At 56.2% G+C, this 19,824-nt stretch carries 16 protein-coding genes; 12 read left to right on the top strand and 4 right to left on the bottom strand.

Translation table 11 applies throughout. The features are described from left to right. Positions 1-29 precede the first annotated feature (29 nt). Positions 30-3,050, top strand: coding sequence for a hypothetical protein (locus tag AC6T8Q_RS02340; RefSeq protein WP_500677561.1), 3,021 nt, complete (start codon positions 30-32; stop codon positions 3,048-3,050). A 9-nt stretch (positions 3,051-3,059) separates the two neighbouring features. Here AC6T8Q_RS02340 and AC6T8Q_RS02345 read toward each other — a convergent pair whose 3' ends face one another. Next, positions 3,060-3,866, bottom strand: a complete 807-nt coding sequence (locus AC6T8Q_RS02345; protein ID WP_500677562.1) for an alpha/beta hydrolase-fold protein — start codon at positions 3,864-3,866, stop codon at positions 3,060-3,062. Positions 3,867-3,900: 34 nt separating this feature from the next. Between AC6T8Q_RS02345 and AC6T8Q_RS02350 the strand changes: the two genes are divergently transcribed. Next, positions 3,901-5,028: a glycosyltransferase family 4 protein gene (locus AC6T8Q_RS02350; RefSeq protein ID WP_500677563.1), complete on the top strand. Its 1,128-nt coding sequence runs from the start codon at positions 3,901-3,903 to the stop codon at positions 5,026-5,028. Further along, a complete protein-coding gene (locus tag AC6T8Q_RS02355; protein WP_500677564.1) occupies positions 5,010-6,281 on the top strand; it encodes a phospholipase D-like domain-containing protein in 1,272 nt (423 codons plus the stop codon). The genes AC6T8Q_RS02350 and AC6T8Q_RS02355 overlap by 19 nt, the downstream gene beginning before the upstream one ends. A 40-nt stretch (positions 6,282-6,321) precedes the next feature. Here the strand turns inward: AC6T8Q_RS02355 and AC6T8Q_RS02360 are convergent, their stop codons facing one another. Continuing rightward, positions 6,322-6,531, bottom strand: coding sequence for a hypothetical protein (locus AC6T8Q_RS02360; protein WP_500677565.1), 210 nt, complete (start codon positions 6,529-6,531; stop codon positions 6,322-6,324). Between the two features lie 350 nt (positions 6,532-6,881). Here AC6T8Q_RS02360 and glgC point away from each other — a divergent pair, with 350 nt between their 5' ends. Next, positions 6,882-8,117, top strand: a complete 1,236-nt coding sequence (gene glgC, locus AC6T8Q_RS02365; RefSeq protein ID WP_500677566.1) for a glucose-1-phosphate adenylyltransferase — start codon at positions 6,882-6,884, stop codon at positions 8,115-8,117. Positions 8,118-8,170: 53 nt separating this feature from the next. Here glgC and AC6T8Q_RS02370 read toward each other — a convergent pair whose 3' ends face one another. Next, positions 8,171-8,434 carry a hypothetical protein gene (locus AC6T8Q_RS02370; RefSeq protein ID WP_500677567.1) on the bottom strand — a complete coding sequence of 88 codons (264 nt, stop codon included), beginning with the start codon at positions 8,432-8,434 and terminating at the stop codon, positions 8,171-8,173. 532 nt (positions 8,435-8,966) lie between these two features. Then, the gene (locus tag AC6T8Q_RS02375) at positions 8,967-10,349 is read right to left on the bottom strand and encodes a hypothetical protein (protein WP_500677568.1); all 1,383 of its coding nucleotides are present in this window, start codon (positions 10,347-10,349) and stop codon (positions 8,967-8,969) included. A gap of 604 nt (positions 10,350-10,953) precedes the next feature. Here AC6T8Q_RS02375 and AC6T8Q_RS02380 point away from each other — a divergent pair. The 8 genes from AC6T8Q_RS02380 (at position 10,954) to AC6T8Q_RS02415 (ending at position 19,823) form a co-directional block, all read left to right on the top strand. Then, a complete protein-coding gene (locus AC6T8Q_RS02380; RefSeq protein WP_500677569.1) occupies positions 10,954-12,612 on the top strand; it encodes a sigma-70 family RNA polymerase sigma factor in 1,659 nt (552 codons plus the stop codon). Between the two features lie 202 nt (positions 12,613-12,814). Next, positions 12,815-15,322, top strand: coding sequence for a WD40 repeat domain-containing protein (locus tag AC6T8Q_RS02385; RefSeq protein ID WP_500677570.1), 2,508 nt, complete (start codon positions 12,815-12,817; stop codon positions 15,320-15,322). A 235-nt stretch (positions 15,323-15,557) separates the two neighbouring features. Further along, a complete protein-coding gene (locus AC6T8Q_RS02390; protein ID WP_500677571.1) occupies positions 15,558-16,217 on the top strand; it encodes a MotA/TolQ/ExbB proton channel family protein in 660 nt (219 codons plus the stop codon). Positions 16,218-16,235: 18 nt separating this feature from the next. Then, positions 16,236-16,694 carry a hypothetical protein gene (locus AC6T8Q_RS02395; RefSeq protein ID WP_500677572.1) on the top strand — a complete coding sequence of 153 codons (459 nt, stop codon included), beginning with the start codon at positions 16,236-16,238 and terminating at the stop codon, positions 16,692-16,694. A gap of 56 nt (positions 16,695-16,750) precedes the next feature. Next, complete coding sequence (locus tag AC6T8Q_RS02400; protein ID WP_500677573.1) at positions 16,751-17,965, top strand: MotA/TolQ/ExbB proton channel family protein; 1,215 nt, start codon at positions 16,751-16,753, stop codon at positions 17,963-17,965. Positions 17,966-18,021: 56 nt separating this feature from the next. After that, on the top strand, positions 18,022-18,810 hold the full coding sequence (locus AC6T8Q_RS02405) for a MotA/TolQ/ExbB proton channel family protein (protein ID WP_500677574.1): 789 nt from the start codon (positions 18,022-18,024) through the stop codon (positions 18,808-18,810). 21 nt (positions 18,811-18,831) lie between these two features. After that, a complete protein-coding gene (locus tag AC6T8Q_RS02410) occupies positions 18,832-19,311 on the top strand; it encodes an ExbD/TolR family protein (protein ID WP_500677575.1) in 480 nt (159 codons plus the stop codon). A 14-nt stretch (positions 19,312-19,325) separates the two neighbouring features. Then, positions 19,326-19,823, top strand: a complete 498-nt coding sequence (locus tag AC6T8Q_RS02415) for an ExbD/TolR family protein (protein ID WP_500677576.1) — start codon at positions 19,326-19,328, stop codon at positions 19,821-19,823. Position 19,824 lies beyond the last annotated feature (1 nt).

The following is a 19,824-nucleotide window of genomic DNA, read 5'->3' on the forward strand; positions in this document are numbered from 1 at the left end:
TCCTAAATCATACATCTCAAATTCCCCCCATGCTCGCCCGACTGACACACGCCGGTATCGCCTTTGCCGTCACGGTCGTGGTCTATCAGCTCTACGTGCTGCTGGCGGTGCCATTCATCGAGCCGCCTCACACGCGGATCATCTCCCAGGTCACCGACGGCACGGAAGCCCCTGCCGATTACACGCCGACGCACAAACATCGGGAACTCCTCGCCGCATATTTTCCGGCTAACCATTGGACGCTTGCCGCGCCTCCTAAGAGTTTTGACAACGGTCAGGCGATGATCGTCCTCGACGATTATCAACCCAACGACAGCGGCGAAGTTCGCGTGAATAAATGTGCGGTGCTGTTCTTTCCGCACGAACGTGAACCCGGCGAAGTACCGCCGCGTGATGCCATCATTCTCGAAGCGCCCCACGGCGCGGTGATTCAACTCGACGAAAGCTTTCAGGCGGGATTCAACGGCGTTGGCCGACTGCAATGGGCCCGGCTGTTGGGCGACATCGTCGTGCGCAGTGACATGAACGAGCCCGGCCCCGCGGATGATCTGTTGCTCAAGACCCGCGACCTCTACATGAACCAGGATTTGATTCGCACCGATGCCGAAGTCGATATGCGGCTGGGTGAACATTGGGGCAAGGGCAAGGTCTTGGAAATTCGGTTGGTCGCCATCGAGCGCGGCCAAGCCTCGGCGGGGCCCAGCATTGGTGGCATTGATTCGTTGGAAATCCGCGAAAATGTCTCGGCACATCTCGCCGTACAAAGCACCGGTTTGTTTGACGGCAAAAAGGTGCCCCAAGGAGAAATGCCGCCCGTTGAGATCAATTGTGATGGTTCGTTCAAGTTCGACTTCACTTCGAATCTGGCTTCGTTTGTCGACAAGGTGCGCGTGCTGCAAACCTATTCCAACGGCGCGCGGAATCGCTTGCTGTGCGATGCTTTGAATCTTTATCTCGCCGCCGAGGACGAAACGATTTCCCCCGTCGTCGATGATCCGAACGCGGCAACCTCCATCGCGGGTCGCACACGCACGGTCAGCGCCTTGCACGCGGGCACGGTGGAAGCCCATGGCACGGAGCTTAATCCCGTTGATTTGTCGTCCGACACGCACGATGCCGCGGCAAAATGTGGTTTGATGCGAATCGAGTTGGGGCCGCAACGAATTTCCTTCAGCGGACAAGATGAGATCGTGCTCACTTACCAAGGCAATGAAATTCACGCCCCGATGGTGCAGTACACGGCGCCTGCTAAAGATTCGGGCCAACGAATCGGCACGTTACTCGCCGCGGGGAATGGTTGGCTGAAGGGCGTCCCCGGCACTGCCAACACGCAGCAACCGTTTGAAGTCCGCTGGACCGACGGCATGGAACTTCGCCGCGTGAACGGCCAACCCGTCTTGAACGTTCGCGGTCGCCCACGGCTCACGATGGCGGGAGGCCGCTTGTGGGCGGATGATTTGGAACTCACGTTGCGCGAACGAGCCATCGACGGCAGCGAAGACGATCTCCTGCCGTCGGAAGTCGTGCCTTCGCGGATGGTCGCCAACGGGCACGTTGATATTCAGTCCGCGGAGCTAAGCGGCAAAGTCAATGAACTGGTGATTGACGTTGCTTATACGCCGAGCGATTTGGTGCTGGGAAATGCCAGCGGCGCAGGTTCACCGGGTGGCAACTCTTCGCTGTTGGGAGGAGGTGCCGCGGGTGGTCGGGCCTATAACATCAATGCTGAAACGCTTGCCGTGGAGATGGTCGTCCGCGCGGGCAATGCCGCGGTGCGATCGCTTGATGCGCGGGGTGATTTGATGTTCCGCGAGGAAGCCCTCGGCAACGCGGGGACGCAGCCTCTTGTTGTTCGCGGCAAAGAACTCACGGTCCGCAAGGCCGACACGCCGGCTGCCGAGCTATCGCTGAAAGGCCAACCCGCGTCAATTACGGCCCAAGGCATGTCGATTCAAGCCGTAGAAATCTTAGCCAACCGTGGCACGAGCGGTGCGATGATCAATTCGCCCGGCCAGTTGCAAATTCCGATGGCCCGTGATTTGGCTGGCAACGAACTGAGCGAGCCGGAAGTCCTTGAGATCACCTGGCAAGGCGGCATGAACATGGAGAACGACCGCGTCACGTTCCAAGGCGACGTCGTGGGTCGAACTTCAACGGGTCAATTGAATACAAACCGATTGGTTGCGGTCCTTTCACAACCGATTCGCTTTGATGGCGCCACACAGCGCGAGCAAACGCAACTCGCGCAGATTGAATGTTGGGAAGGCATCGCCGCGCAGTTCGTGCAGCGCGATGCCGTGGGGACAACGGCGGTGCATCGCATGGCGCTCGAATCGATCTCCGCCAATCAACTCACGGGCATTGTCGCGGGAGTGGGTCCTGGTTTTGTGGAATCGGTCCATCTGTCGAAGACCGAACGTAAACCCATGCCGTTTGTCGATGTCACGCCTGATGCGGATTTCAAAACGGCTGCGGCAACACGCCCAGAGCAACAGCTGCGATTCTTGCGGATTGAATTCAATAAGGGGGTCGAAGGGAATCTGCTAGAACAAAAAGGTCGCTATGTGGCAGTGCTGGGGAATGTTCACACGGTTTACGGACCGGTCGATGCCTGGGAACAAAAACTGCCAATCATGCCGCAGGGCTCACTTCGGCCGGAGACCATATATATAGAAAGCCATCGGTTGCAGGTCGCACAGAGTCCCAACGCGCGTCTCGACCGCGATTCCCGCTTGGCGGCGGTGGAATTGATGGCCGAGGGAACTGGCGTCCCGGGGGGCGATGTTGTGATCGAAGGCGTCGGCGGCGAGCAGGGGGTGTTCAACATTCGTGCCCATCGGGCCAAATATGATCAGCAGAAGACCAAATTCATGTTGGAAGGAGACGGCGTTCGCCCTGCCGTGCTGACCCGTGAACAATATCCGGGCGGACCACGCGACGAGCAATCATTCAACGCGCTCGAATACAACCAATCCACCGACGAATGGAAAGCCACCGGCGTCGGCCGTGGTCAATTGAACGGATTGAATATGGGGCAACCTGCTAAGTAGGCTTTGCGTTTAAGTCACGCGCAAACGTTCGCGCTCCAAACGATCCATCAGAAACGCGAACGCCGGTTCAGCCATTCGCGAAAAGTATTTCCAAGTGTGCCCCCCCGCGCGGGTTTCGAGATCGCATTCAAACGGCACGCCGAGCGAGAAGAGTTTCATCCGCAATCGGTCCGCCGAATCCCACCAGCGCACGTCGTCGGGATCGCAGCAAAACCATTGATTTCGCGGCCAGTTGAGCGGATGAATATGCAGCGTGGCCGTATCTTGTCGGCCGTCTTCCGCATCGCGATACATGCGTGAGAGCGTGGGATCGCCTTCGTCGATTCGCTTTTGAAAATCGATCGCCGGAAACACGGCGGCCACGGTGGGGAAAATATTGGGATACTTATAAGAGAGCCGCAACGCTCCTTGGCCCCCCATGCTAAGTCCCAACAACGCGATCCGCGGCGGCGTGCATTGCCAACGCTCCGCGATGAATGGCAGCACATGCTGCAACACGTACTTCTCAACCGTGATCTTAGTGTCGAACTCCTCGGCGATGCGGTCCGACCACCAGGTAACCCCCGTGATCGGTGCGATCACCCGCAAGCCATGCTGCTCGAATTGCTGGGTGATTCGCGGATAATCGGCGAGATTTTCGACGTGGCTGCCGTGCAAATACAGAATCGTGTAGCCGTGTGGCGACGGGTTGGTGGGCTCGAAAATGCGGCAGGAATGCCCCGTCACGGAAATTTTCGACCATTGATCGGCATGTGTCGGCACGTGATTCGCTCCAAAACTCTGAGCCGCTTGCGACATCGCGGCGGGGCTTCCCATACTACAATACCAACTTCATCCGCGATTGAATGCCATGGACGCACCACAAAAAATTGTTCATCTGATCGGCTTGCTCGGCCAGTTCGATGCGTCGCAGTATTTGTGCGATCTCGCCCTTGGTCAAATTGCCGACGGGCAGGAAGTGACGGTCGTCGCCTTTGCGGCGAATTCCGAAGCACGCGATGTTCTCAAATCGCACGGCGTGAAGACCGAAATTATTCGCAAGCGTTGGGGCTACGATCCTTTCGCCGCGCGGCAACTTGTGCAGTCGTTGGAAGAGTGGAATCCCACGGTCGTGCATATCTGGGGAGCGCGCGCCACGCAGGCCGCGCTCACCGTTCGCCGCGCACTGCCGGAGGCCGCGCTACTCGCCACGCTCGTTAGAATGCCGCAGCTCCCCAATCCTTGGTGGCCCAACAAGAGCTTGCATGCCTTGGATGCAATTGCCGTCGAGCGTGACGATGTTCGCGCGGAATTCGTCGACGCGGGGCAGGGGGAAGAAAAAATCCACATCATCCCACCGGGCGTTTCCACACCGCCGAGCGAAACTCACACCCGCCGCGAATTACTGACGCATCTTGGTTTGCCCTCGGAGAGTCGCTTGATTGCCGTGGCTGGACCGCTCGAGCGTTGGCAATTGGTCGACGAAGCGATTTGGAGTTTCGAGTTGATTCGGATTTTGCACGATCACACCGCGCTGGTGATCGTTGGCGACGGACCCGAACTTGGCCGCCTCGAACGCTTCACCCGACAGGTGACCGATCCCCAAGCCGTGCGTTTCGTCGCTCACCAAGCGGTGCTTCCCGACCTGCTCGCTCACAGCGAAATCTATTGGCAGCCCGGCACCAGCCAAGCCATTCCCTCGGCGCTGCTTGCCGCGATGGCCAGTGGCCTCCCCGTGGTGGCCAGCGATGTCCCCGCGCATCAGGCCGTAATTCAGCATGAACAGAACGGTTTTCTCGTTCCTGCCGCGAAGCGGGCTGTTTGGGCTCGTCATACAGATCAACTGCTCCGCAGCGAACAACTGCGCACCAAATTTGCACAAGTAGCCCGTCAAAGAGTAGGCGACGGCTTCGCCCTGTCGGCCATGACTCGCGCTTACAGCCAACTTTATTCCCAGCTCATCGCCACGAAATTGACTTCATGCTCAGCACGTTCCTAATTATTTTCTCGACCGCGCTGGCGACGTTGTTGGCCACGCTTATATTTCGCAATCTGGCTACGCCGGAGCGTAAGCTCGACTATCAGTTGGCTGACCTTGCGGTCCACGAGCCGATCTTCGAACGCTGCATGGGGCATTTACTAGGTCCGCCGCTCGTGGGTGGCAACCGCATCACGACGCTCAACAATGGCGACGAGATTTTCCCCGCCATGCTCGCCGCGATTCGGGCCGCACGCCAAACGATCACCTTCGAGACTTATATCTATTGGTCAGGTAAAGTCGGCGATGAATTTGCCGAGGCCCTCGCCGAGCGCGCCCGCGCGGGGGTGCAAGTGCATGTTCTCTTGGATTGGATCGGCAGTAACAGGATGGAACAATCATTGATCGATCTCCTCGAAGCCGCGGGGGTGGAGGTCGAGCGCTACCGACCGTTGCATTGGTACAGCTTGTCGCGACTTAATAGCCGCACGCATCGCAAGATATTAGTCGTGGATGGTCGGCTCGGGTTTATTGGCGGGGTAGGAATTGCCGACGAGTGGTCGGGCAATGCCGAGAATGCGGAGAATTGGCGCGACAATCATTACGAAGTCGAAGGGCCTGTAGTCGCCCATTTGCAGGCCGCGTTCACCGACAATTGGCTCAAAACCCGCGCGAACGTCCTGAATCACGGCGATTACTATCCGGAACTTGCAGAAGTCGGAGATTGCGCCGCGCAGGTATTTAAGAGCTCGCCTCGCGAAGGGGGCGACAGCGCGCGGCTGATGTTCTTATTGTCGCTTGCCGGTGCGCGTGAACGGATTCTAATCGCCAATTCCTATTTTGTGCCCGACAGCCGCACAAGCCGCGAATTGGTCTCCGCCGCTCGGCGCGGTGTGCAGGTGGAAATTGTCCTCGCCGGACCGATTATCGATACGCACCTCACCCGCCGGGCATCGCGTTCTCAGTGGGGACCGCTTTTGGAAGCGGGCATTGCGATCTACGAATATCAGCCGACCATGTTTCACTGCAAAATGATGATCATCGACGACCGCTGGGTCTCGGTCGGCTCGGCGAATTTCGACAACCGCTCGTTCCGGCTCAACGACGAAGCGAATCTCAACGTGATGAATGAAAAATTCGCCGCGGAGCAGACCGCCATTTTCGAGCAAGACAAACAAGTCTCTCGTCGCGTGACATTAGAAGAATGGCGAAAGCGCCCTTGGCACGAAAAATTGATCGAAAATCTCGCCGGACTGTTCAAGTCGCAAGTTTAAGCTCAATAGCCGCGAACCGACGGTTCGCCGGTCTTCGAGATTACGCCGATTGTTCGCAGGCAATCCGCCGCACGCGCGACGTGCAGGATGCCGTATCGATCATCGGCGGCAGCCAGCGAACCTCTTGCAGTTGCAGGGCGTAACCCACCGTGCGGCGGCGCAATTCGGCGGGGGTCCATTGGCGACGGATCTCCGCGCATTCGATGCGAATCTGGCGAGGCGTCGGCAGGTAGTCAGGGACAGCTTTCATGGGCTAAGGCTCCAGATTGTCTGGACTCCGAATTGGAAAGAACCAGGGCCAAGAACCACTTCGGGCGGGCTAGGATTGGGCATCTATTGCAGCTCTTGGCCCTGGTGGGCGGCAAGCTTGAGCAAACTGTAACCCCACTTCGTTGGGATTTTGTTTAGGTTTTGCGAATTCTCTGCGAATATCGCGTGACTTTTCGCCGCTCCGAGCGAGCTTTGCCGAAATGGCTCGACACACTAAAATTACGCTTCTATTCCACGGGCGGGACACAAAGCCATACCGCAACGCCGGTCCGGCACTTTTCAGCGGCGCAAGTACGTGCCGTTTTCTAGCAGGGAGGGTACGCAACTGTGATGAAAGACGTATTGGCCGTGGTTCTCGCGGGGGGCAAGGGAACCCGGCTCGAACCTTTGACTCGCGAACGCGCCAAACCGGCCGTTCCCTTTGGCGGCAACTATCGAATTATCGACTTCACGCTCTCCAACTGCATCAACAGCGGCATTCGTCGCATTTTGGTGCTCACCCAGTACAAGGCGATGAGCCTCGACCGCCATCTGGCCACCGGTTGGCGGCATTTGCTCAGCCGCGAGCTGGGCGAATTCATCGACATTGTCCCGCCGCAACAGCGGATCGACGAGCAGTGGTATCAAGGGACCGCCGACGCGGTCTATCAAAATATCTATACGCTCGAAAAAGAACGGCCTGAGCACGTGGTGATTCTCGCCGGCGATCATATCTACAAGATGGATTACGCCAAAATGGTTGAGTTCCACAAGGACAACAACGCCGATCTCACGATCGCGGCCTTGCGCGTCAACAAAGAAGAAGCCACGCAGTTCGGCGTCATGCAGACCGACGCCAGCAACCGCCTCGTTGGTTTTGAAGAAAAGCCAGCCAATCCCAAGACGATGCCAGGTGACGACAAAAATTGCCTCGCGTCGATGGGCATTTACGTTTTTAACGCGCACTTTTTGTTCGACCAGTTGTGTCAGGATGCGACGTTGCAAAACAGCGCCCACGATTTTGGCCGCAACATCATTCCGTCGATAATCAAGACGCACCGCTTGATGGCGTATCCCTTCATCGATGAAAACTCGAAGGCCGATTGCTACTGGCGGGACGTTGGCACGCTCGACGCTTACTATCAATCGAATCTGGAACTCACCGACGTCGAACCGCTGTTGAATTTGTACGACTATCACTGGCCCGTGCGGACCGACCAGCCGAACTTGCCACCGCCGAAATTCGTCTTTGACGAAGACACAGGCCGACGTGGCATCGCCACCGACAGCATCATCTCAGCCGGGTCAATCATCTCCGGCGGCAAGGTGAAGCGAAGCGTGTTAGGTCCGCGGGTGCGTGTCGAAGAGCGGGCCGAGGTTACCAATTCGATCCTGTTCCGGGGTGTGACGGTCGGCAAAGGGGCCATCGTACGCAACGCGATCATCGATAAGTACGTGCAGATCCCCGACGGCGCACAGATCGGCGTCGACCTGGAACAGGACATCCGCCGCGGGTTCACGATCACCGAAGGGGGAATCGTCGTCGTGCCAGTGATCGAAGCCGCAGAAGAGATTTTCGCCCGTTAACTAAATTGAAGTGCGCGTTAGCCGGCATCGTCCCGATGCCGTGTTTAAGACTCTCACCGAAACCCAAACACGAGCACCCCAATCTGCAGAGCGAGTCCGAAGAATCTTACATAAGTCGGAGGGTAGTTCCAGAAGCTGTCGTAAGTCCAGCCGTAGCGCCCCGTCCACGAAGCAACTTCGTCGGGCGCGAGCATGGAGACGAGCCCCAATACCGCCACTGCCGCCGACCCGGCCTGCGCTTCCCATTGACCCAGCGAATAGTATTTCCACGCCGCGGGAATAAACAGCAACACTCCAACGACCAGCGGCCAATACATTTGCAACATTGTCTTTGAAGCGAGACATGAGAGGTATTCGCTCAGCGCAGTGATTTCTTGGATCGACCTTGCGTCGATTGAAGCCGAAAAATTCTCTCTGCGTCCTCAGCGCCTCCGCGTGAAACTATTCTTCAGAGGCAGCCAAATATTTCAAATGAATTTGGCCGCGCACTATGCTATGTTCGTTACGAGCCTCCCGCGTGGGTAGGGCCGCGTGCTCTGCTGCATGCAGGAACTGCGCGGAGCTTGTTCCGGCCTACGGGAATATTACCTATTTCAACTTGCTCATCGACGAGTCGTGATCAAGTTGAATAAGTTGATCAAGATGACAAAGTTCCAGCTTGGCAACAATTTGGAGGCCGCAAACCAAGCAAACCTCGCCAAGCTGGCAAACCTGAAAAGCTGTTAGCGGTTGGGCGAGACTGTAGGCCGGAACGAGTAGTGCGAGTTCCGGCAAGGAAGTAGGACACTCAATGCTTTGCCGGAACTGCGCGGAGCTTGTTCCGGCCTACGACATTACCACACACCAGCTCTAACGACTCACGCCTTCCTTTTTGTTGGCCGTCGTGGCGGTGGTCATTGGCACGAGCTCGATGCTGTCGATGATTTGCCGTTCGGCGTCGGCGAATTTGTCGCCGCGATCCTTTTCCAGGGTGACGGCTAGCGATAAGCGGGGAGCGTTGTCGGTCGACACAAGATAGTTGCGCCATTGGATCGGCACGTCGTTCACCTTGCCTTCGGCGATCACGCCCAGGCAGTTGTAACCCCGTTTGGTTTGCCATTCGGTCGCGGCGGTCACCGATCCGAGTTTATCGCCGAGCGATTGGCGGACATCACGCTCGAATTCGTCGAGCGGCGTGTGACGACCGGCGGAACGGGGGGCCAGAACACTTAAATTGCAATGGGCCGTGAGCTCATGATCGTGCAAGTAACGAAACGAATACATATCGCGTTCCTCGGCCGTGATAAACCAGGCCGCGTCGTATTCAAAACGGAAGTCGTTTTTGGGCGATTCGTAAACGAGAGTGCGCGTGAGTGGTTCGCTCGTCCGCTCGGCGAGTTTTTTGACGGCTGGGGGAACGGTGAGCGGTTTTTGATCGGGGTCAATTTCGACAAACGCCTTGGCCACCACGTCGAGGCCGGGGACGATGTCGCTCGACTTGCGTGTTTCCTTGATCGCGAAGTTGAAACGGGTGATCCGCTTTTTGTCGAGGTGAAACAGGTAGGCTGCACGAAGTTCCATCTCGGTGGGGGTGCCGTCGATCGTGCCGTGAACCGTGCCGGCGAGCCGGATTTGCACCTGCCGTTCGGACTCGGCCGTGACGACGCTGCTGACGTCGCAGACACCGACGTGATCCATGCAAAGCAGCGCGCCTAGCGTTGCGGCATCGTGGGTCCAAGTATCGCCTTCGGCAAGTTCCTTGCCGGGGAGCAGTCGATCGATGGCGAGCGTGTTGGCGACAATATTCACCAAATCGAGCTGTTCGCGAGTGAGCTTGTCGTTCGCGCCGGTGAGATTGCTCAAACCGTCGCGAACTTCGGCGAGCATCAGCCGCTCGTCGTCGACAAGCGTGCGGTCGGTGGTTTGATCTTCCACGTCGAACTTGGCCGTGGCTGTTTTGTAATCGCGGATCGAGCGCGCGACCGCGTTGGGATCAGCCGACCAAGCGACTAGTTGTTCCTGGTAATCGAGATTGCCGAGGACTCGCGTGGGAAGTTTCTTCTCAACCTTTTCCTCGGTGGCGTCCTTCTCGGTCGGCATGATCAGTTCGCCGCCGACTTCGAGCTTGACGGTCACGTGCGCCGCGTCGCCGGGGGCGAGCTCCGCCTTGAGCATGTATTTCGGAGTGGCCGCCGAGATGAACGAACAGAACGAAAGGCAACCGACCAGTGCCAGCGAGAACGAAAACTTCATTGCTTTTCTTCCCTGAAAAGATGTCAGCCAAGTTTGCGAGAGTTGCGGAGTGTAGCGAGTGAGCTTTTTCGAGGAAATGTAAGTTATGTTGCGGCGAGAATTTCGGGTTTCTTGAAGAGCACCGCGAACAGAGGTGGACAGTCACCTGCCAGGTAGAAACGACACAAAGCTTGGCTAAACCGCGCATCTCCCCAATTGGCCGACGTAGTTTCCGCGAATTCCCGTCGGGCTCGGAAATGTCCAGTTAATTCTCAAGGTATTATTCAGTAAGGAGTTATGTTGTTTCTCGTCGTTTGCCAGCAGCGCAATCTTGTCGGCATTTGTGAACTTTCTCTCGACCCAAAAGCACTTATTTGCGTACAAACTGTTGACCACAAAGGGCTAGCAGTCGGTTGAGAAGCGTCAAGATTGCTAGCTGTCGAGCGAACAAGCTCGGAAGGTCATTTAATTCCTAAGAAAGGTGTAACAAGTTAGCTGGCAATTAGTCCTTTAATAAAGGTCGTGGGCGGACGGAATCGCAAGGAACACCACACCATTGTCGCGGGCCTCACGCAAGTATTGCGAAGGGTCGGGCAAGAGGAACGAGCAGCAAGAGAGGTGGACCATGCATAACGAATATAAAAATCCCGTGATTCGCTGGTATCGCGACAGCCAACAACAGGCGTCGCGTGGTGAGATGGTTGCGCGGATCGATGCCGCCGAGCAGCTCATTGCCAGCATTGAATTGGAAAACAGCTATCCGGCTGCCGAAGTCTTGTCGAAGATCGACGGCAAGCCACTCCCCGAAGCTGGCAATCGCAAGATCAGCGGTCACGATCTGGTGAACGATCTCCGCCTGTTGGTGGAAGATCTGTCCGACATGATCGAGCTGGCCGCGGATGCCGTCGGCGAGCAAGTCTTCACCGTCGAAGAACTGGCGAAGCAGTTCAACGTGTCGACCAAAACCATTTCGCGGTGGCGAGCCCTGGGGCTTGTCAGCCGTCGGTTGGTGTTCGATGGTCGCAAACGCGTGGGCTTCCTGCGTTCGAGCGTCGACCGGTTCATCAAGAACAATGCGGAACGTGTTGAGCGTGGCGCGAAGTTCAGCCAACTCACCGACGAGCAGCGCGATGAATTCGTGGCTCGGGCGCGTGAGATGGCTCATGCCGGTCGCGGCCAGGGCGAGATTGCTCGTCTGCTGGCTGAACGGACCGGTCGTAGCGTCGAAACCGTGCGTGCCGCGCTGCGGACTTACGATGCTGAGCATCCCGAATCGGCGATCTTCCCCGCTGGGGCTGGTCCGCTGACCGACGTGCAGAAGAGCAACATCTTCCGCGCTTACCGTCGGGGTGTGTCGGTCGATAAGCTCTGCCGCGATTACAACCGCACGAAGACGACCGTTTACCGCGTGATCAACGAGATGCGGGCCGAGCGGATCAAAGAATTGCCGTTGGATTTTATCGACAACCCCCGCTTCGCGCGGAAGGGTGCAGACAACGCGATTTTGGGACCGATGCCCGAGGTCGAGCAAGGCCGCAAGGCACGGCGTCCGTCGGGTTTGCCTCCTTACTTGGCAAGCCTGTATGAGATTCCTTTGCTCACCCGCGAGCAGGAGCAGCACTTGTTCCGCCTGTACAACTACCTGAAGTACAAGGCGAACAAGCTCCGCGATCAGCTCGATTACGAACGGCCGAAGTCGTCGCTGATGGATGAGATCGAACAACTGCACGAGCAGATTGTCGATACCAAAAATCAGATCGCACGGTGCAACTTGCGTTTGGTGGTTTCGATTGCCAAGCGGCATGTGAAGCCGGATCAGAATTTCTTCGAACTCGTGAGCGACGGCAATTTGTCGCTGCTGCGAGCCGTGGAGAAGTTCGATTACGCCCGTGGCAACAAGTTCAGCACGTACGCCAGCTGGGCGATCATGAAGAACTTTGCCCGGACGATCCCCGGTGAATACCGCCAACGCGATCGGTTCCGCACGAGCTATGACGAGTTGTTCGACCTGACCCAAGAGAATCGCAGCAACCCGACCATCGAAGAGAACGTGCAACAAGACCGTGTGAGCAAGATTCAACGCGTCTTGAGCCGCCTCGATGAGCGTGAACGGGCAATCATTGTCGGACGCTTTGGTTTGGACCACACCAAGGAACCGCAGACTTTGAAAGAAGTTGGCGAAGAACTTGGCGTGACCAAGGAACGCATCCGCCAGATCGAAGCCCGGGCGCTGACCAAATTGCGTCAGGCCGTGCAGGAAGAAAAGATCGCGCTCGAGATTTAAATAGCTAAGTCGTCCCGGCTTGGTTAAAACAAACGTAATGAACGCCGCGGAGAGTAATCTCCGTGGCGTTTTTTTTGTTGGGAAGGTGCGAACTGTCAGCATAGTCTCAATTTTACCAGAATGGTTCTCGCTAATTGATTTGGCCAGGCCTTCAACGTATCCTGTACGCGGTTTTTGAGCACCCCGTCGCCAGGTTATTGCCATGAAGTGTTTGACTTTGTTCGCTTTGTCGTTGTCGTGTCTCGCACTTGTTGTTGGTTGTGGTTCGCCCGCGGAGAGTGACGGCGAACCTGCAAAGAGCGCCGTCGGGACGACGGCGGCTAACGGTAACAGTGCGCCGGCGGCAGTCGCGCCGGCTGCCGTTGCGGCGACGGCGGAACAGATTGCACTTTGGACACCGACGGTATTTGAGCCGCTCGAACTCTTGGGCATTTATGAATGGGAGAAAACGAGCTTCACCTGGCGAATCGCTGCTTTGCCCGATGGGAAGCATTTCATTGTGGCTGGCTCACGGGTGATCTTGTGGTCGCTCGACGATACAAAGACTCCCGCGCATGTGTTTCTTGAACTCACGAGCGACGATGGCGATCGCCATCAGCAGGCGCTGGCCGTCGCGCCGGATGGCCAATGGTTTGCCGTCGGCGATTCGGAAGGAACGCTGCGGGCGTGGAATCTCGCCGACAAGTCGGAGATCGCCACGAAGCAGCTTTACACGAACGATATTCAAGATCTTACGATCTCGCCCGATGGGAAAGAAATTGCCACGATTTCATACGACAATGAAGTCACGATCTGGAGTGTGCCGGAGTTTAATGAAAAGAAAAAGTTCGAAGTCACGACCAAATTTGTGAAACAGCTCGAATACGTAGCGCCTCAAGTGTTGGCAGTCGCGGGGGAGACGATCTCCGCGTGGAACACGAGCACGGGCAAGTTGGATCGCGAGCTTTCCGCAGACCGCTACAGCACCGCGCTGGCACGATCGCCCGATGGGATGAAATTTGTCTTCGGCGGCGATGAGAAGTTGGTGATCTGGAATATCCAAAACGGCAAGGCCGAGGCGGAGATCACGCAGGAAGTCTCTGGCCGTGAGCAGATCGTGTTTTCGCCAGATGGCAAGTTTCTGGCGGCTAACAGCGGCGGCACGGTACAGTTGTGGAATCTCGCCGAGCGGCGGATCACGCAAGTGATCGAGGGCTATGGCTGGGCGATCGTCGATGTCTGCTGGTTGCCGGAGACAAATTTGCTCGCGATTGCTTCGGAGATTGGCGTGACAAGAATCTGGGCAACAGCCCAACAGGGTGCAGCCGTGGGTCTCACACCGTTGCACCCGGCGCTGGCGAAATACGATGTGCCCGCCACGCCGCTGCAAATGCACGAAGTAATCAACTTACGCGTGTTGCCACGACTTCCCGGGAGTGAGATGAGCATCGCCGGGGGCGGGAATTTGAGTTGCATCGTACCGGTCTCGGCTGAAGAGGCGAAAACATTCTATCGCCATTTCCTCAACAAAGCGGGTTGGCAGGAATCGGCCACGCCGTCGCCGAATCCCATGATGCTCGTGTTCGAGAAGGACGGCTTTCGGATCACGGCTTCGTTTTACGATGCAGGCGACGGCAAGATAAATGTCATGATCAATCACGGAGGCAACTTAGACCTTCGTGAGATTCCAAAGTTTGACGCCGCACCGGTGGAGATAGTTTATGAAAATGAAGATACGGTGAGCTATCGTGCAAAAGCCGACCTACTGACCCTAGAAACGGGTCTGCTGCGTTTGTTGCACAAGGCGGGGTGGATTCCGTACACGCGGCTCAATACGTCACATAGCGAGCAAACCGATGCGCGTGATCTGGATTTTCTGAAGAATGGCACCACGCTGAAAGTGTCAGTGCGCAAGTTCCCTGACGACCGTGATAGCTACACGATTTCGTATTCGCTGTTTCCAAATACCGCGAGCGTGCCCGTCCTGCCGGACGCGGGGTATGTTGAGTTCGATGGTTCGACCGATCCGAAGTTGATTGCGACCACAGGAATGAGTTTGGAGGAAGCCCGCGATTTCTACGATAAAGAAATGGCGCGAGAGGGTTGGATTATTCGCCTCGGCGGCCACACGATGAAGGAAGAGTACGCCTGGCTCAGTTACTTACGGGATCAAAGTAACGTGGTGATCGGACTCACCAAATTGGAAAATGGCAAAACCTTAGTGCGGGTTGGCGAGTCGAACGGCTCGCTGTGGGAAGGTTCGTTGCCACCTGAAGAAGAAGAGGAGGGTGATGAAGAAGAAACAGAAATCGTGGGAATCGAGGCGGCGGATTTCCCCATTCTGAATGCGTCGAAAACCGCCAAATACGATCCGCTCGAGAAGACGATTGAGGTGCAGATCGATGGATCGACGCTTGCCAACGCGGCGGAGATCTATACGAAGGCGATCGAAGCCCTCGGTTGGAAACACGATGGCCGAGGGATTCGAGGTGAGGATTACACGTTTCTGACTTACGAAAAGGACGATGTCGACTTCTCTTTGCGGGCCCATTCTAAAGATGGCAACGCGCTTGTGAATTTCGGCGGCGATGGACTGTTGTGGACGAAGCCGTTGCCTGTGGCGAAGGAAGTGGTTTCGTTTGAACGGTGGCTGCGATTGAACAAGCTACCACCGGATTTGAGCCTGCTTGATCGGTATGAGGCAGAAATGCGTGCGGTTGGAAAACCGTGAACCATACTGATGTTCGAGTTTCGTGCAGCCGGTTAACACCGGCCGCTCGCCTGTTTGAACGAATCACTATATTGCTGCTAGCACGCCTTATTCCGTAATTTGCTTCGGTAGCAGGCCGTTCTCTTGACGCGATTCTCGCGCTCGTCTAGTGTTCCGACCCGCTGGATCAGGTTTTCGGACAAAGTCTGCGCGGATGTGGCTTCACGACTGCATTCCCGCGAAAGGTTTGTTGGGCATGTTGTACGATTTGATCGGACGCTTTGCTGGAATTGGCGGGGAATGCGCCCTGGCTGTGCTCTTTGTGGTGAGCATCGTCAGCCTTGCGCTGATTTGCGACCGCGTGTGGTACTTCGTCCAGCGGCATCTCGACGTTGATCTCTTTGCCGGTCAATTAGCACCGCTGATGCGAGCTCACGATTGGTCGGGGGCTCAAGATTTGGCTCAGCAATCACCGGCGAGTCCGGCTCTCACGGTCCTGGCGGGGTTATCACAAGTTGATTTTGGTCCGCAGGCGGTGCAAGCCGTGATGCGTTCCGCGGCGGCACGAGAACGCTTGCGACTCGATGCGCATTTGGGTTTGTTAAGGTCGTTGGGACTCGCGGCCCTGTTGGTGGGATTGTTGGGAACGGTGTTCGATCTGTGGGAGTTTTTGAACTCGCCAGGGATATCGAGCAGCGGCAAAACGCTGATGAATTACAACGCGATCTCGGTCTTAGCTCCACTGGCAGCGGGACTGCTCGCGGCGACGCCGGCATTCTTCGCGGCCAGCATCCTGACAAGCCACGTTCAGAAAACGATGAACCAAATCGAATTCATCACGGAGTTTGTCATGGCTCAGTTGACGGCGAATGCGGGTGTCGGTTCGCAGCCGAAGTACTCCGCTCGTGCGGCTTAACAATCATCGAAGAATGGAATGAGAGTGGCAACAACCGGCACAGAACAGAACGAAAAAACTCCGGCATCGAAGGCCTGCCGTCCGAGTTTGCGCGTGAATCGGTTGAGCTTGCTGTTCGTGGGAAGTGCGGTGCTGCACGTTGTGGCGGCTTATGCCTTGTTGCGGTCTTGGGATTTCAGCGGGCCTACACCTGTCGAGCAGGTGGCTGCCCAAACCGAGACACCTGCCGTGGAAGAAGTCGTACAGGTTGTGCGGCTTGAGCTAGCCGTCGCGCCGGCGAGTGAGAATGCGATTATCAAACTCGCGAAGTCTGAAAGCTCGGTCGAAGACGACCGAGAAAAGACGAACAAGCAGGACGCAGGCAACGCCGACGCGTTGGAATTGAAACCAGCAGACGGTTCGGAGCCAGCCTCCGGCAAAGAGAAGAAGAAAAAATCGACTCGACCACAACGTTCAGCCCGTGGAGCGATTAGCTGAGCGCAATGAGTTAAGACAAACTTTCAGCCGCAAGGCTTTATTTGGAGTTTTCGGACATGAACATGATGGACCGCGTCGTTCAAAGGGTCTTTCAATCGGCACTGCTCTGGGGCGGATTGCTTTCGGTCGGTTTCTATGTGCTCTTGGGCGCGATCGACGAGCGGCTTGATCCCTGGTTGGTGCGCGCGCTGACAAGCCGCTGGGAAGCCTATCTTTGCACCTCGCTGTTCTTGATCGGATTCGCCGCGCTGACGATTCGGGCTGTCGATATCATTTTCCAAGCAGTGTTGCTCACCAAACCGCTTCGCCAAGATTCGGATGAGGAGAGCACAATTGTTTTCGCCGAGGCCATGATCGAAAATCTCAGCGAAAGCAGCACCTCGAACAACACCTACCTTCATCGACGATTGAAGAATGCTTTGCAATTCGTTACCCGCAACGTCGCAGGCACGAAATCGCTTGCTAGTCATTTGAGCGAATTGGCCGATGTGGATCGGGCACAAATGGAACATCACTATGATTTGACGCGGTTTCTGACGTGGGCTTTGCCCGCGGTGGGGAGCTTGGCGACCGTTTTAGGAATTGCCGCGGCGATCACGCAACTCAACGCCACGAATTCCGAGGAACTGATCAAAGGGGTCACGATTGGATTGGCCCAGGCCTTCGACACGTTTGCCTTGGCATTGGGGATGTCGATTCTGCTCGTGCTATACAAGTTTGTTGACACCCAATGCGAGCAACTGCTGCTGGCGGTCGTTGACCGAAAAGTGGAGGAAGAACTCGATGCGCAGCTTGCCGAGACCGTCGATCCCTCGTCGGCCCAAATGGAACAACTGCGGATGCTTACGCAAAGCATGGTGAAGGCGACCGAAAAACTCGCCCAGCAGCAACAGTCGGCTCAATTCAAGAACGCCGTTCAGGGCGGAGCACCGGGGCAACAAGGTGCTGCACTCGATGAGCAAAAGATGGAAAGCATGGTCGCCCGCGCGATGGCGAACGCTTTGCAGCAACAGCCGACGCAGGTCTCGATTTCTTCTGGTGGTGAAATGGACATGACAGGCTGGAAACCTTTGCAACAAGCTCTCCAACAAGTGGCAAATTATTTATCCCGGCAGCAAGCGAAGCAAGAGACCGAAGGGGAAGTTGTTCAACAGCTGATCAACATCATTGACGACGAATTGAAAGACGGCCGGCCAGCCCGTCAGCGTCCCGAACTGCGGATGCATGATGGCAACGACGGCGAAGCGAATCTTTGGAAGCGTTCCGCCTGAGGACAAGGCTCACAAGCCGCAGAGAAGCGGTCAAAAGATATTTGGAAAGGTTCATGATGAAACCCGTGATCAAATCTTTGATGCTGGCTGCCTGGTTAGCATTGGGAATAGTAGCCACTGTGCCGGCCATGGCACAGGAGGCAACTGCTACTAGTAACGAGGCAGCCGTCCAGCAAACACAGTCCTATATCCAGTGGTTTATTCATTCTTCCGGCCTAATCGGCTTATTCATATTGGGATTGGCGATCTATTTCGTCGTGACCACGGTGCGATTGTTTTCCGAGATGCGGATGGAAATCGCTGCGCCGCCCGAACAGATGGAACAATGCCAGGAGTTTATCCAGCAACGCGATCTGAAAAGCGTGTTTAATTTTGTTCGCTCGCATGATTCTTATCTTTGCCGCATGCTAAAAATCGGACTGATGGAACTTCCCAACGGTCTGGCCGAGGCACGCGACACGATGGAACGCCACGGCGAAGCGGAAACCGTGGAGATGGAAAAACGCATCAGCATGCTTGCCGTGTTGGGAACACTCGGTCCAATGATTGGTCTGATTGGCACATTGAAGGGCATGATTGCGAGCTTTAGCGTCATCGCGATGTCGGACATGGTTCTCAAAGCGAGCGAAGTCGCGGGCGGCATTTCGGAAGCGCTGTTACTGACGTTTGAGGGCGTGGCTCTTTCGGTGCCGGCGATTTACTTCTATGCCGTGTTCCGTAACCGTGTGGCGTCGATTTCGGTTTCGACGATGTTGCAGGCCGACAGTTTGCTGCGTCAATTCGCCCACGCGGCGCGATTGCGGACCGCACCCGCGGCACCGGCAAGTGATTCCATCGCGGCTTAATGGGATCTTCGGAGAGCGATTATGTCCGCAGCAATGCAACATGCGACGAGGGCTGAGCCTGATCTGACACCCATGCTCGACATGGTGTTTCAGTTGATCACCTTTTTCATGCTCGTAATTAACTTTCGTGCGGCGACGATCGATCCGAACATCAAGCTGCCAATGATGGGCTCCGCACGCCCCGTTGCGGCAAATTCCGAAACGGACGTGTTGGTGCTAAACATGGCCGCATCGGGAGAAGTGAATGTTTACGGGCAATCGCAAGATGCCGAGAAGTTTTTAGAGCAAGAAGCGCGACTCAGCCTGGAGAAATCCCAGAAGCAGAATCCAAAATTGCAACTTGGCGACGAGCTTTCCACGACCGTCGTGATTCGTGCCGACAAGCAAACCGAGTTTACCAAGTTAAATCACGTTTTGATGGCATGCCAACGGCTGGGCTTTCGCAAGATCTCGCTCAAAGTCTTGGACAAGCCTCTGACAAACCAAGCAAGCACGCTGTAGTCTAAGAACAACCCATGCGAAGACGACGCAAACGACGAAAGCTTGATGGTATCGAGCTGAATCTGGCAGCGATGCTGGACATGGCGTTTCAATTGCTGATGTTCTTTATCCTCACGTTCAACCCGGCTCAGAATGAAGCTCAATTCGCCGCGTATATTCCCGCGGCCGAGCCGGTGACGAAACCTCAACTTACCGAGAAGAATCAAACCGAGTCCCAAATTCAGCAGGCAAGTCACTCAGAAATTATCGTGACGGTGGAAGGCTCTGAAGCTGGCAAAATCGAAAAACTGGCCGTGGGTGGCAAAGTCGTGAGCGATCTCGCGAAATTGAATTCCTCGGTTCACAATGCGATCTGCCGGGAGGGGGACGATTGTGAACAGCTCACCGTGCAAGTCGATGCCAACCTTTGCTACGAAGAGTTGATGCAAGTAGTCGACATCTGCACGCAGCAGAAATTGCCCAATGGCGATTCGCTGGCCAAATTGAAGTTGGTGGAGCTGCAAACAAAATGAC

The sequence above is a fragment of the Bythopirellula sp. genome (assembly GCF_041737835.1).
In the GTDB taxonomy this organism is placed as follows: Bacteria; Planctomycetota; Planctomycetia; order Pirellulales; family Lacipirellulaceae; genus Bythopirellula.

What these genes read in the sequence shown, in the direction of transcription:
- AC6T8Q_RS02340 (WP_500677561.1), top strand. Translation starts at nt 30, where the DNA reads ATGCTCGCCCGACTGACACACGCCGGTATCGCCTTTGCCGTCACGGTC.
- AC6T8Q_RS02345 (WP_500677562.1), bottom strand. Translation starts at nt 3,866, where the DNA reads ATGGGAAGCCCCGCCGCGATGTCGCAAGCGGCTCAGAGTTTTGGAGCG.
- AC6T8Q_RS02350 (WP_500677563.1), top strand. Translation starts at nt 3,901, where the DNA reads ATGGACGCACCACAAAAAATTGTTCATCTGATCGGCTTGCTCGGCCAG.
- AC6T8Q_RS02355 (WP_500677564.1), top strand. Translation starts at nt 5,010, where the DNA reads ATGCTCAGCACGTTCCTAATTATTTTCTCGACCGCGCTGGCGACGTTG.
- AC6T8Q_RS02360 (WP_500677565.1), bottom strand. Translation starts at nt 6,531, where the DNA reads ATGAAAGCTGTCCCTGACTACCTGCCGACGCCTCGCCAGATTCGCATC.
- glgC (WP_500677566.1), top strand. Translation starts at nt 6,882, where the DNA reads ATGAAAGACGTATTGGCCGTGGTTCTCGCGGGGGGCAAGGGAACCCGG.
- AC6T8Q_RS02370 (WP_500677567.1), bottom strand. Translation starts at nt 8,434, where the DNA reads ATGTATTGGCCGCTGGTCGTTGGAGTGTTGCTGTTTATTCCCGCGGCG.
- AC6T8Q_RS02375 (WP_500677568.1), bottom strand. Translation starts at nt 10,349, where the DNA reads ATGAAGTTTTCGTTCTCGCTGGCACTGGTCGGTTGCCTTTCGTTCTGT.
- AC6T8Q_RS02380 (WP_500677569.1), top strand. Translation starts at nt 10,954, where the DNA reads ATGCATAACGAATATAAAAATCCCGTGATTCGCTGGTATCGCGACAGC.
- AC6T8Q_RS02385 (WP_500677570.1), top strand. Translation starts at nt 12,815, where the DNA reads ATGAAGTGTTTGACTTTGTTCGCTTTGTCGTTGTCGTGTCTCGCACTT.
- AC6T8Q_RS02390 (WP_500677571.1), top strand. Translation starts at nt 15,558, where the DNA reads ATGTTGTACGATTTGATCGGACGCTTTGCTGGAATTGGCGGGGAATGC.
- AC6T8Q_RS02395 (WP_500677572.1), top strand. Translation starts at nt 16,236, where the DNA reads ATGAGAGTGGCAACAACCGGCACAGAACAGAACGAAAAAACTCCGGCA.
- AC6T8Q_RS02400 (WP_500677573.1), top strand. Translation starts at nt 16,751, where the DNA reads ATGAACATGATGGACCGCGTCGTTCAAAGGGTCTTTCAATCGGCACTG.
- AC6T8Q_RS02405 (WP_500677574.1), top strand. Translation starts at nt 18,022, where the DNA reads ATGAAACCCGTGATCAAATCTTTGATGCTGGCTGCCTGGTTAGCATTG.
- AC6T8Q_RS02410 (WP_500677575.1), top strand. Translation starts at nt 18,832, where the DNA reads ATGTCCGCAGCAATGCAACATGCGACGAGGGCTGAGCCTGATCTGACA.
- AC6T8Q_RS02415 (WP_500677576.1), top strand. Translation starts at nt 19,326, where the DNA reads ATGCGAAGACGACGCAAACGACGAAAGCTTGATGGTATCGAGCTGAAT.